At 61.7% G+C, this 12,921-nt stretch carries 8 protein-coding genes and 1 tRNA gene; 7 read left to right on the plus strand and 2 right to left on the minus strand.

Annotation, left to right across the window (positions count from 1 at the left end; translation table 11 throughout):
• Window positions 1–135 precede the first annotated feature (135 nt).
• Together GGD66_RS13945 and GGD66_RS13950 are read left to right on the plus strand one after the other, a co-directional pair.
• Window positions 136–2,175 carry a methyl-accepting chemotaxis protein gene (locus tag GGD66_RS13945; RefSeq protein WP_183258120.1) on the plus strand — a complete coding sequence of 680 codons (2,040 nt, stop codon included), beginning with the start codon at window positions 136–138 and terminating at the stop codon, window positions 2,173–2,175.
• A 359-nt stretch (window positions 2,176–2,534) separates the two neighbouring features.
• On the plus strand, window positions 2,535–4,574 hold the full coding sequence (locus GGD66_RS13950; protein ID WP_183231896.1) for a methyl-accepting chemotaxis protein: 2,040 nt from the start codon (window positions 2,535–2,537) through the stop codon (window positions 4,572–4,574).
• A 113-nt stretch (window positions 4,575–4,687) separates the two neighbouring features.
• Here the strand turns inward: GGD66_RS13950 and GGD66_RS13955 are convergent, their stop codons facing one another.
• A complete protein-coding gene (locus tag GGD66_RS13955; protein WP_183258121.1) occupies window positions 4,688–5,059 on the minus strand; it encodes a DUF3175 domain-containing protein in 372 nt (123 codons plus the stop codon).
• A 182-nt stretch (window positions 5,060–5,241) separates the two neighbouring features.
• Between GGD66_RS13955 and GGD66_RS13960 the strand changes: the two genes are divergently transcribed.
• The 3 genes from GGD66_RS13960 to GGD66_RS13970 all read left to right on the plus strand — a co-directional run bounded on the left by GGD66_RS13960 (window position 5,242) and on the right by GGD66_RS13970 (window position 9,254).
• The gene (locus tag GGD66_RS13960) at window positions 5,242–6,726 is read left to right on the plus strand and encodes an MFS transporter (RefSeq protein ID WP_183237881.1); all 1,485 of its coding nucleotides are present in this window, start codon (window positions 5,242–5,244) and stop codon (window positions 6,724–6,726) included.
• 4 nt (window positions 6,727–6,730) lie between these two features.
• Entirely contained in the window at window positions 6,731–7,549 is an 819-nt protein-coding gene (gene otsB / locus GGD66_RS13965; protein WP_183258122.1) for a trehalose-phosphatase, read from the plus strand.
• A 241-nt stretch (window positions 7,550–7,790) separates the two neighbouring features.
• A complete protein-coding gene (locus GGD66_RS13970) occupies window positions 7,791–9,254 on the plus strand; it encodes a trehalose-6-phosphate synthase (RefSeq protein ID WP_092261359.1) in 1,464 nt (487 codons plus the stop codon).
• A gap of 190 nt (window positions 9,255–9,444) precedes the next feature.
• On the opposite strand, the gene GGD66_RS13975 is transcribed toward GGD66_RS13970, so the two are convergent.
• Window positions 9,445–9,786, minus strand: coding sequence for a hypothetical protein (locus GGD66_RS13975; protein ID WP_183258123.1), 342 nt, complete (start codon window positions 9,784–9,786; stop codon window positions 9,445–9,447).
• A gap of 194 nt (window positions 9,787–9,980) precedes the next feature.
• Between GGD66_RS13975 and GGD66_RS13980 the strand changes: the two genes are divergently transcribed.
• Both GGD66_RS13980 and GGD66_RS13985 read left to right on the plus strand, forming a co-directional pair.
• Window positions 9,981–10,070 (plus strand) — tRNA-Ser (locus tag GGD66_RS13980).
• A 438-nt stretch (window positions 10,071–10,508) separates the two neighbouring features.
• On the plus strand, window positions 10,509–12,599 hold the full coding sequence (locus GGD66_RS13985) for an ATP-binding protein (protein WP_183258124.1): 2,091 nt from the start codon (window positions 10,509–10,511) through the stop codon (window positions 12,597–12,599).
• The last annotated feature ends 322 nt before the right edge of the window (window positions 12,600–12,921 follow it).

The following is a 12,921-nucleotide window of genomic DNA, read 5'->3' on the forward strand; positions in this document are numbered from 1 at the left end:
TGCTTGCGCAGCCCGGGATAGCGGGCCGGAGGAATTTACCGCCCCTTGACGATTCTGCCTTAGTTTTGCGCATGCGGTCGGGGAGGCGGGGCGCCTTCGGATCGCGGCTGTTTGGAATAAATAATGGGGGTGGGAATGTCCGGGCGTATCGCGTCGCCGTCAAAGCGCACAATATTTCCCACCCTGAGGTTCCGCGCCAAGATCATCCTGGGCTTTGCGGTCGTGCTGGCGATCTCCGCCGGCAGCATGGCCTTCTCCTATTTCGGCTTCGAGCGAGTCTCCGCCGGGGTCGGGTCCTACCGTAGCAGCGTGTCGGAGGCGGACCTCGCCCGCAACATCGACCGCGAGCTGCTCGGCTACCGTTCGGCCGTCAAATATTTCGTCGTGACCGGCAAGGAAGATGACGCCAAGGCGGCGCTCGAGGCCGAGGCCGGCCTGAAGAATGCCATCGACCAGGCCGTCAAGAGCGCCAAGACCCCGGCACGGAAGGAGAGTCTCGACAAGCTCGCCAAGGAGTTCGCGAATTTCTCCGCAACCTTCGGCAAGGTTCTGCAGGCCAAGCGTGACAGCACGTTGCTGGTGCAGAACCAGCTGCAGCGCCAAGCGAATCTCCTGAAGTACAAGCTCGACGACGTCGGCAACAACGCTTCCGATTCCGAGGCGCAGGCGATCGAGTTCGGCACCAAGCAGGTCAACGCTCAGTTCCAAACCGCGAGTGCTGCAGCCACCAATTTCGTGCTGACGTCCGATCAGGCCATCGCGACCAGCGCGCTGGCGCGGCTGAAGTTCGTCGAGAACTCGCTCGGCGCGGTCTATTCCATGGACGACAAGATCGTCGCCGGCCTGAAGGAGGCCAAGACCATCCTCGGCGCCTATCGCGAGGCGTTGGAGAAGCTGATCGCCAACGCCAAGATGGTCGACGAACTCGTCACCGAGATGAGCGGCTCGGCTGGTGCGATCCAGCAAGGCGCGACCGCCATGAAGGCGGACCTCGTCGCCGAACAGCAGCGGCTGGACACGGAGTCGGAAGCGACAATCGGGCAGACCGAGCAATTGGTGCTGATGCTGGCCATTGGCGGTACGCTGCTTGGGGCGGTCCTCGCCTTCCTGCTCGGCACCGGCATCTCGCGTCCGATGATCGCGATGTGCAAGGCGATGCGTGAGCTCGCCTCTGGCAATTTCGACGTGGTGCTGCCCGGTCTCGGCCGCAAGGACGAGATCGGCGAGATGGCCGGCGCGGTCGAGGAGTTCAAGGTCCAGGCCGTGGCAAAAGCCGAGCGCGATGCCGCCGCCAGCGAAGCCCAGAACAGGGAGGCGAGCGCTGCCCGCCGCTCCGAGCTGATCCGCTTTGCCGATGATTTCGAAAGCGCGGTCGGCGCCATCGTCTCCAACGTGTCGGCCTCGGCCGTGCAGCTGGAATCGGCGGCGTCCACGCTGACCCGCACTGCCGAGACCACCCAGAGCCTGTCGAGTCAGGTCGCCGGCGTGTCCGAGCAGGCATCCTCCAACATGCAGTCGGTCGCCACCGCGACGGAAGAGCTCTCGGCCTCGGTCGAGGAGATCGGCCGTCAGGTCCGCGACTCCAGCCGGATTGCGGAAGCTGCCGTGGTGCAGGCCAAGGAGACTGACGGTCGCATCGGCAAGCTCTCGCATGCCGCCCAGCAGATCGGCGAAGTCGTCAAGCTGATCACCGCGATTGCCGAGCAGACCAATCTTCTGGCGCTCAATGCCACCATCGAGGCGGCACGGGCCGGTGAAGCCGGCCGCGGCTTTGCCGTGGTCGCCAGCGAAGTGAAGTCATTGGCGAGCCAGACCGCGAAGGCGACGGACGAGATTTCCTCGCACATCACGGGCATGCAGGGCGCCACGGCCGAATCGGTCGCCGCGATCAAGGAGATCGGCGCAACCATCGGCCAGATCTCGTCGATCTCGACCTCGATCGCGAGCGCGGTGGAGCAGCAGGGCGCCGCGACCCAGGAGATCGCGCGCAGCGTCCAGACCGTCGCGCAGGGCACCCAGACCGCGGCCACCGATATCGGCGAGGTCAACCGCGGCGCCGCCGAGACCGGTTCGGCCTCGGAGGAAGTGCTGCATTCGGCCAAGACGCTGTCATCCGAAAGCACCCGCCTGCGCGCCGAGCTCGATCGCTTCATGGGCAATATCAGGGCGGCGTAAGGCTCGCTGAGCGTTAGACGCTCCGCCATCGCCAGCTCTCCGTTGTCGTCCCTGCGAACGCAGGGACCCATAACCCCAGGGAGAAGTTGGGACGCAAGACCCGTAACTCCGAGTCTTCGCCAAACCACTCCCTGTGGCTATGGCGACGAGCGCAAGCGCTCGCGCGGAGGTCCCCGATCTGCGCTTCACTTGTCGGGGACGACAGCGGAGTACGCATCTTCCCCGCGTCACCTAACCGCGAGTTGCGGCGCCACAAATTTACCACAGCTTATCCTTTGCCGATTACCGTGCGGGGGAGTCAGGAAGCGGGCTGCTTCCGGGCTGCGCCTGGTTTTCCGCGAATGGAATGGGGTGGGGGAATGTCGGTCAAGTCCAAGTCGAAGTCGAACCAATCGAAGCTGCCTACCTTGCGTTTTCGCGCAAAAATCATCCTCGGCTTCGTGGCGGTGCTAGCCATCCTCGCCGTCAGCATGGCTTTCGCCTATTTCGGCTTCGAGCGGATCCAGGCCGCCGTGGCTTCCTACCGCACCAGCGTGTCGGAAGCCGACCTCGCGCGGACGGTCGATCGCGAGCTGATCGCCTATCAGGGACTGGCCCGGGCCTATACCCTGACGGGCGCAGTGGACGACGAGACCGCAGCCAAGGCCGCCGAAGACAATCTGAAGAGCGCGATCGCCAAGTCGATGTCCGCCACGACCGGCGCCGCCCGCCGCGAGCAGGTCGGCAAGCTGGAGGCCGAGTTTCAGCGCTTCACGAAGGTGTTCGGAGAGATCATCGTCCTGACGCGCGAGAACAACAAGATCGCGGCCGATGAGCTCAACAGCGTCGGCAACAAGATCCGCTTCAAGTTCGACGACCTCGCCGATACTGCCGCGCTGGCGGGGCTGGCATCGGTCCAGACCACGGCCAAGGACATCACCTCGCAATATTTGGCTGTCTCCACCTCGGTCGGTGCCTTCGTGGCCAAGCCGGAGCCGAAGACCGCCGACGGCGTGATCGCCCGCATCAAATTCCTGGAGACCCTGCTGGTCTCGATCTATGCCAGCGACCAGAAGATCACCGACCGCGTCACCGAGATCGGAAATCTGCTGAAGCAGTACCGCACCTCGTTCGCGAAGCTGACCGAGAATGTGAAGATCATCGTCAAGTCGAACGGTGAGATGACCAAGACGGCGGCGACCATCCTCAAGCTCTCGGCCGAGCTGCGTTCGGATTTGACTGCTGACCAGCAGCGCATCGAGGCGAGCGCCAACGCGACCATCGGAGAGACCGAGCAACTGATGCTGATGATGGCGCTCGGCGGCCTTGCCATCGGTGCCGTGTTGGCCCTGTGGCTCGGCAACGGCATCTCGCGTCCGATGATCGCGATGTGCAAGGCGATGCGTGAGCTCGCTTCGGGCAACTTCGACGTCGTGCTGCCCGGTCTCGGCCGCAAGGACGAGATCGGCGAGATGGCGGGCGCGGTCGAGGAGTTCAAGGTCCAGGCCGTGGCAAAAGCCGAGCGCGATGCCGCCGCCAGCGAAGCCCAGAACAGGGAGGCGAGCGCTGCCCGCCGCTCCGAGCTGATCCGCTTTGCCGACGATTTCGAGAGCGCGGTCGGCGCCATCGTCTCCAACGTGTCGGCCTCGGCCGTGCAGCTGGAATCGGCGGCGTCCACGCTGACCCGCACTGCCGAGACCACCCAGAGCCTGTCGAGCCAGGTCGCCGGCGTGTCCGAGCAGGCATCCTCCAACATGCAGTCGGTCGCCACCGCGACGGAAGAGCTCTCGGCCTCGGTCGAGGAGATCGGCCGTCAGGTCCGCGACTCCAGCCGGATTGCGGAAGCTGCCGTGGTGCAGGCCAAGGAGACTGACGGTCGCATCGGCAAGCTGTCGCATGCCGCCCAGCAGATCGGCGAAGTCGTCAAGCTGATCACCGCGATTGCCGAGCAGACCAACCTTCTCGCACTCAATGCCACCATCGAGGCGGCACGCGCCGGTGAAGCCGGCCGCGGCTTTGCCGTGGTCGCCAGCGAAGTGAAGTCATTGGCGAGCCAGACCGCGAAGGCGACGGACGAGATTTCCTCGCACATCACGGGCATGCAGGGCGCCACGGCCGAATCGGTTGCCGCGATCAAGGAGATCGGTGCGACCATCGGCCAGATCTCGTCGATTTCGACCTCGATCGCGAGCGCCGTCGAGCAGCAGGGCGCGGCGACGCAGGAGATCGCGCGCAGCGTCCAGACCGTCGCGCAGGGCACCCAGACCGCGGCCACCGACATCGGCGAGGTCAACCGCGGCGCCGCCGAGACCGGCTCGGCCTCGGAGGAGGTGCTGCACTCGGCCAAGACGCTGTCATCCGAAAGCACCCGCCTGCGCGCCGAGCTCGATCGGTTCATGGGCAATATCAGGGCGGCGTAGCGGACCGCGGAAAGAACGCGTAGGTGGATTAGCGAAGCGTAATCCACCACCTTGATGTCACGGCTGGGAGTCGACTGGTGGGTTACGGCTTCGCCTAACCCACCCTACAAATCTCACTCCTTCCCGAACGCCCGCTTCAGCTCCAGCTTCGCCTTCTCCAATCGCGTGCGCTGCGTCTTTGGCAAGGTCTTGCCGGCGCGGTTGATGTAGAAGGTCAGCATCGACAGCGCCGAGCGATAGGCGCCGGCTTTTCGGCGTGAGCTGTGCTCGGCCGATCGCTTCAGCGATGTCGCGATTCTCTTTGGGCTGGTCAGCTTGAACACGCCGCGCTTCAGGTCGAGCGCGTCGCTCTGCTTCGTCACGCGCTGCGACCAGCGCTTCGGCGCAGCGCGCTTCGCGCTCGTCCGCACGGTGCCGCGCTTGGCGCTCGTCGACCTGCGCGCGGCTGTTTTGCGGGATTGTGTCGTCTTTCTGACATGAGCCATGCGTCAACTCCTTGCGGCTCCATCGGAAACGAGCGGTACGAAGGGCCGTTCCCCTGGGAACCCGGCCTCGCCGCAGACGTTGTCGCAGGTGGCAGGCGGAATGCCGCACCCCGATGATCGGATCGACCCCGTCCACATCATGTGAACCGGGGGCGCTTCCATTGATCAGACACAACAACCCGATGGAATTGCAGCAAAGCCCAGCGCCGAACTATGCTCCTGTGGTCGCGGCAGCCCCGGCCGATCGCATCGTCGAGACCAGTATCCCCGCGCGGCTCGACGCGCTGCCCTGGAGCGGGTTTCACACCCGCGTCGTGCTGGCGCTCGGCATCACCTGGATCCTCGACGGGCTCGAGGTGACGCTGGCCGGCGCGCTCTCCGGTGCGCTGAAGCAGAGCCCGTCGCTGCAATTCTCCAATCTCGATCTCGGTATTGCCAATTCCGCCTATCTCGCCGGCGCCGTGCTCGGTGCTCTCGGCTTCGGCTGGCTGACTGACCGCATCGGCCGCAAGAAGCTGTTCTTCATCACGCTGGCGCTCTATCTCTCGGCGACGGCCGCGACCGCGCTGTCATGGGATGTCGCCAGCTACGCGCTGTTTCGCTTCCTCACCGGCGCCGGCATCGGCGGCGAATACACCGCGATCAACTCGACCATCCAGGAGCTGGTGCCGGCGCGCTATCGCGGCTGGACCGATCTCGTCATCAACGGCAGCTTCTGGATCGGGGCCGCAATGGGCGCAGTGGCGTCCATCGTGCTGCTGGATCCTGCTGTGATCAGCCCCGATCTCGGCTGGCGCCTGGCTTATCTCATCGGCGCGACCGTCGGCCTCGTCGTGCTCCTGATGCGGATGTGGATTCCGGAGAGTCCGCGCTGGCTGATGATCCATGGCCGTCCCGATCAGGCCCATGCGATCGTCGACGAGATCGAACGCTCGGTGATCGGACGTGATCAGGATACGAGCGACGGGCGCTTCATGAAAATCCGGCTGAAGATGCGCGATCACACGCCGATCCGCGAGGTCGTGCACACGCTGTTCTCGGCATACCGCCAGCGCGCGCTGGTCGGCCTCGTGCTGATGAGCGCGCAGGCGTTCTTCTACAATGCCATCTTCTTCACCTTCGCGCTGGTGCTGACCGACTTCTACGGCATCAGCGCCGATCATGTCGGCTGGTACCTGCTCCCGTTCGCCGCCGGCAATTTCCTTGGGCCCCTGCTGCTCGGCCGGCTGTTCGATACGCTCGGCCGCCGTGTCATGATCATGTTCACCTATGGCGTATCGGGCCTGTTGCTGGCGATCTCCGGCTATCTGTTCTCCATCGGTGTGCTTACCGCGCAGGGGCAGACCATCGCCTGGATGGTGATCTTCTTCTTCGCCTCGCCGGCCGCGAGCGCGGCCTATCTCACCGTCAGCGAGACCTTTCCGCTCGAAGTTCGCGCGCTGGCGATCGCGGTGTTCTACGCGGTCGGCACCGGCATCGGCGGCGTGATCGGGCCGGCGCTGTTCGGCGTATTGATCGACACGGGATCACGCACCAGCGTGTTCGCCGGCTATCTGCTGGGGTCATTCCTGATGATCGCAGCCGCGATCGTGGCTTGGCGCTATGCCGTCCCTGCGGAGCGCAAATCGCTCGAACAAATCGCGCGGCCGCTTGCCTTTATGGAGTAGACTGATGAAATCAGAACTTGCAGAAATGGCGTTGGACCAGAAGCGCACCATGCATGACGACGAAGCACCGGATGCGGTGCCGGTTCCGCATGCGCTGGTGCCGCATCTCGACGAGACCGCAATCCTGCTCGACATCGACGGCACGCTGCTCGACCTGATGCCGACGCCGCGCGAAGTATGGGTGCCGCCGGGCCTGTCGGACACGCTGAATCGGCTGACCGAGCGTACCTCCGGCGCGCTGGCGCTGGTCAGCGGTCGTTCGCTCAACGACATCGACCTGATCTTCGCGCCCGATGTGTTCCGCGCCGTCGCCGGCCACGGCGCGGAGATGCGGCTGTCGATCGACAATGAGGCCGATGACGTGCACGCGCCGCCGCTGGACAAGGAGCTGAAGCGGCGGCTGGCCGCCATCGCCAAGCTTTCACCCGGCATTCTGCTCGAGGACAAGGGTTATTCGCTCGCGCTGCATTACCGCCTCGCGCCGCACGCGGAGAAAGCGATCTACGAATCGGTCTCGGTGATCCGCGCCGACCTGCCCAATGCGCCGATCGAAGTGCTGCCCGGCAAGTTCGTCTGCGAGATCAAGCATTCCGGATTCACCAAGGCGACCGGCGTGCGCGAATTGATGCAGCGGGAACCGTTCAAGGGACGGCGTCCGATCTTCATCGGTGATGACGTCACCGATGAAACCGTGTTCGCGATCATGCCCGACATGAACGGGCTTGCCTTCTCGGTCGGCCGCCGTGCCATGGGCGTGAATGGCCATTTCGACGCGCCGAACGATGTGCGTGCATTCCTCGCCCGCCTGCTCGACCCGAGGTGAAACAAAGGCAGCGCCATGTCGCAGACATGATGCTCTGGGAACGGCGCCGCCGCGCGCTGCAATGCGTGCTGCGCAACATGCCCGCATGAGCTGTCTTTGCAACGAAATCTAGGGTTCCCGAAGCGAAACCAGTTCCAACGCGCGTGCCCGATTTTGGTTTCAATTGGTTGAAACGATGATCAGGAACCATATTGATGAACGGCAGTTAAACGGGGTGGAATGAAACAGGAGGGGACGACCTGTGAACTTAGTCGTCGTTTCGAATCGCGTCGCCCGCGGCAAGCCTAACGAGCCCATGACGGGCGGCCTCGCGGCGGCCTTGTTGCCGGTTGTGGAACATTCGGGCGCGATCTGGGTGGGTTCTTCAGGCCGTGTGCGTGACGGCCATCAGAAGGAACCGTTCGCTGAGATCGAAGCGCTCGGATCGGGCGCGATTGCGACGTTGGATCTGCCGGCGGCGCATTACGGCGGCTATTACGAAGGCTTCGCCAATTCGGCGCTGTGGCCCGCGCTGCATTCGCGCAGCGATTTGATCCGCGTCTCGCGCGACGATTACCTCAGCTATCGCGAGGTCAACGCCTTCATGGCGCGCGCCTTGATGCGCTTCCGAAAAGCCAAGACTGCGTTCTGGGTGCAGGACTATCATTTCCTCGCGCTCGGCGCCGAACTGCGTGATCTCGGCCTCGACGATCCGATCGGCTTCTTCCTGCATACGCCGTGGCCGGTCGCCGCGGTGATGCAGGGCGTGCCCAATCATCGCGAGCTGATCACGGCAATGCTGGCCTACGATCTCTTGGGCTTCCAGACCGAGGAGGATTGTCAGAATTTTCTCGGCTATGTCGCGAGCGAGCTTGGCCTCGCCGTCGAGGACGGCGTTGCGATTTCGCAGCATGGCCGCACCCGCTGCGAGGTCTTCCCGATCGGCATCGATGCGGAGAAGTTCGCCCAATACGCGGCGAAATCAGCCTCGCATCCCGACGTGTCGCGGCTGCGGCGCAGCCTCAATGGCGAGCGCCTCGCGATCGGCGTCGACCGGCTCGACTATTCGAAGGGCCTCGTCAACCGCATCAGCGCGTTCGACCGGCTCTGGACCGAACAGCCGCAATTCTCGCGCAGCATCTCGCTGCTCCAGATCGCCAACCCCTCGCGCGGCGGCATCGAGGCCTATGGCAATCTGCAGAACGACGTCGCGCGCCTCGTCACCGACGTCAACGGCCGCCACGGCGAGGTCGACTGGACGCCGATCCGCTATTTGAACAAGGGCTTCAGCCAGGCGGTGCTCGCAGGGCTCTACCGGACCGCGCAGATCGGCGTGGTGACGCCGCTGCATGACGGCATGAACCTCGTCGCCAAGGAATATGTCGCCGCGCAAAACCCGGCCGATCCCGGCGTGCTGGTGCTGTCGAAATTCGCAGGCGCGGCCAACGAGCTCGACGCCGCGCTGGTTGTCAATCCGCATGACATCGACGGCATGGCCCGCGCGATCGCGATCGCTGCCGCGATGCCGCTCACAGAGCGCAAGATGCGCTGGGACGCGATGATGAAGAAGCTGCGCGGCCACACCATCCAGCAATGGTCGGCCGATTTCGTCGCCGAGCTCGAGAAGTGCCGGACCGAGAAGGCCGCGGTCGCCCCGCTCGCCGCGCAGCCGCCGCAGGCATTGCGCTGGCTGAAGTCGGCGATATCAGGCGTGAGGCTGATTTAGCTCTCACGAGCTTGCTCGATGCTCTTCCCCTCTCCCTTGCGGGAGAGGGTGGCTCGCCGCATATGCGGCGAGACGGGTGAGGGGTTTCTCTCTCGCGTAAATCTTCCGAAGCATATTTCGTTGATGCACACCCCTCATCCGGCGCTTCGCGCCACCTTCACCCGCAACAAGGGGAGAAGGAAAGAGGACATCAATAACAATACGACACCCCATCCAGGATCGCGCATTGCCGCTTGTTCGGCGCGTTCGGATCGTCCATCGGCACCATGCCCTTGCCCTGGCCGACGAACACGCCGGGCCCGACATGCACCGAGCTCTTGTTGCCGATGATCACGCTCGGATGCGGCGAGGCGCTCGAGCGCGTGCCGTCCGGCCAGATGATGGCATCGCCCGACAGCACCCCGCGCCGGCCGTCATTGCAGCTGACATCGACGCCTTGCCGGGTGCAGACCTGCGCGGCGGCGGGCACGGCGAAGGCGGAGCCAAGGGCCGAAATCAGGCCGACGGCGGCGATGGTGCTTCGGATGGTCATGGCGTCCCCGGTCGTGTTTGCTGTTCTTACGTGAATCGTCGCGCCAAACCCGTCACCGGTTCAGCCGGCAGGCGGGTCATGGCATCTGCCGTGTCAGATATTATCCCGTAAATCCAACATCTTACGGAAAATTCACCCGATTTCCCCGCGGTCTCTTGCAAAATCATCGGCGCCCCTTCAAGAGAGGGCGCTCCGGAGAGATGGCCGAGTGGCTTAAGGCGCACGCTTGGAAAGCGTGTGTGCGGGAAACCGTACCGTGGGTTCGAATCCCACTCTCTCCGCCAGTTTCCCTTTTGCGACCTGCTCTCCGCGTTGTTCTAAATACTTGTTGGCGCGGATTTCCCGCGGTTTTTGACGCTGAACCGTACTCAGCAGAGCAGGTTTCGTCCTGACGCCCCTTCTCTAAAGCCCTGTTTTCTCCCGACCTCTGTACTTTCCAAGGCTGTAACGGATCAAAAAAACCATTGAAACTCAAAGCATTTCTATCGTCAGAAACCAGGATAATTGGTTGCTCACCTTGGCGCCCAAGATCGTCAAAAATCCAGTTGTCCATTTAGATTATGGACAAGCTGCAATTTGGACTCGCAGGGATTCTCTTTTGCACAGGTAAGTTGCGCGCTAGGCTGGTGCTTTCCCGAATCGTTCGCCTTCCCGCTTGCGCGTCGCAGCAGCGAGGCGTGTGACAGGGGCATTTATTCGCATCCTTTCAAGCGGGGGACAATTTGAAGATTGATCGTCTCTTAATCAGCAATTTTCGCGGTATCAGCCTCGTCGATGCAACGGACTTGGGTGATACGGTCATCATCGCGGGGCAGAACGGGTCAGGAAAGTCGTGTATCTTCGATGCCATCCGGCTCTTGAAAACCACGTATGGCGGCTACGCACAGAATGAATGGCAGCATTTCTTGGGAGAGTTTGCCATTCAATTGCATGGTGGCGCAGCGCACATCGCTGGCCTATTCAATGATCCCGCTAAGCAAGTCGAGATTTCCGCAGACTTCCGCTTGCGCGATAACGAAAAGGCTTACATCAGCGCGAATGTAGCGAGCCTCTTGGAAGAGACGATCTGGCAGACACTATTACCAGAGGCCTTTCAGTTCGGCGGCTACCGTAAAGCGCTATTCGCCGCGCAGTTTCGCGAAAGGCAGCCGGAGGTAACTAAGCGCGTTCAGGATGAGGCACCGTTGCTCCTGCAGGAGCTTGCTGCTCCTACGGTCACGGCCTCGATCAAGATTGATCCAAGTGGGAACGTTTCCACTGCTGAATCTCGACTGCTGGCCGTGGTCTTCACCATCTACAGACCACGCCAGATCGGAGTGATCGACTTCCACGGGGCCCAACGACACTATGGGCGCGAAAACGTTCAAGGCATTAATCTTAGTCTGGAGCAGGCCAACCAAGCTCAAGGGCAGCACCAGCTGTACAATTACAATAACAAGTACGCCAACGTTAAGAGCGAGATGGCAGGGAACTTCGTCAAAGAGCTGCTCGCGGAAAAAGCAGCTCCGAACTCGCAGCTAGTCACAGGTGGTTTGTCAAATACCCTCAAGGAGCTGTTTGAGTCGTTCTTCCCCGACAAAAAGTTTTTGGGGCCGCAGCCTACGGCTCAGGGAGGCCTCGCCTTCCCAGTGCTTACGCCAAGTGGAAGAGGCCATGACTTGGACGAGCTTAGTTCGGGTGAGAAAGAAATCCTCTACGGCTATCTCAGAATTCGGAGTTCAGCGCCCCGCGACTCCATCATCTTGCTCGACGAGCCTGAGCTTCACCTAAATCCCCGGCTTATCCGAGGGCTTCCTGAATTCTATCGGAAGCATTTGGGAGAAGCTCTTCAGAACCAGCTCTGGCTAGTCACGCACTCCGATGCTCTTATAAGGGAAGCAGTTGGGAAACCAGGGTTCAACGTTTATCACATGCTGCCTTGCGGATCGGAACCGCTTGGCGCATCCCAACTGCGGCCACTAAAGGCGAGCGGCGATCTGGAGCTCGTTCTGACCGATCTAGTTGGTGATTTGGCGGCCTATCGTCCCGGAGGCAAGGGACTGATTTTTGAAGGGGGCGGAGACTCGGAGTTCGACAAGAAATTCGTCGCCGCTCTATTTGCAGAGCAATTGAAAGGTATCAATCTCATTTCAGGGACGAACAAGAGCAGAGTTCGTGCACTGCATGAAATCTTAGAAAGCGCGCACGCGCGTGGGGATCTCCCCACGAAATTCTATGCGGTCGTCGACCGCGACTATGATGGTCCTGCTGACCCTAAGGCAATCAACCGCCACGTTTGGGACGTATACCACATCGAGAACTATCTTCTGGAAAGGTCCTATTTGGTCGAGGTGCTGCGGTCCCTTGACTTGAAAAAATACACTGAGCAAAACGTGTTCGATCATGTAGGGGCGGCGGCGAGAGAAGTCGTTCCGGCCATGCTCATTCAGAAAATGCGGCATTTTGCGAATTCAAATCTGGTCGGTTCTATCGATTTAGGGTTTGCGCCTGATACGCTCACGATCGGTCACGCCCTTCACGCGGCAGCTTCCAGATCAGTTGCGCGTATAAATGCCGCGCTTGCAGAGCGTCTCTCGGAGGAAAAACTGCTGGCAGAAGAGCAAAAGTACCGCACGGAAATTGAGCAAAGCTTTGCAGATGGTACTTGGTCAACCAGGTTGCCCGGCCGTGACATTCTCAAGCGCTTCGTCGCTGCCGAAAAGCTACCGGTTGGCTACGAAGTGTTTCGGAACTTGGTTATGAGCAAGATGACGGAGCGAGGACACAAGCCTGCTGGCATGAAGAAGGTCATTGACGCCATCGTTGCTGACTAGCTGAGGGGCAGCAGGCGCTTTGCATTAACCCGCATGCCCGTTGTAACATCCATGGCCGTTCTTTTCTCTCCATTTACTTCAAGAGTTGAAAATGCTTCCGCTGCGCCTCCCAATCTGCAGGGAATGGCCTCAACAACGATTTCAGCTCAAGTGTTTTGCCTTGCCGACCATCCAAGATGCTCTCAACTAGATCGGGAGTTAATAAGGTAAGACGGAGAACTCTGCAGACGTAGGACTCGTTGACTGCTTCACGTTTTGAAAGTTCTGCTGCGGAAGCATAGCATCCAGTCTCGATAAGCCGCCGCCATCGGTACGCTTTCGC

It is taken from the genome of Bradyrhizobium sp. CIR48 (assembly GCF_014198315.1).
Taxonomy (GTDB): domain Bacteria; phylum Pseudomonadota; class Alphaproteobacteria; order Rhizobiales; family Xanthobacteraceae; genus Bradyrhizobium.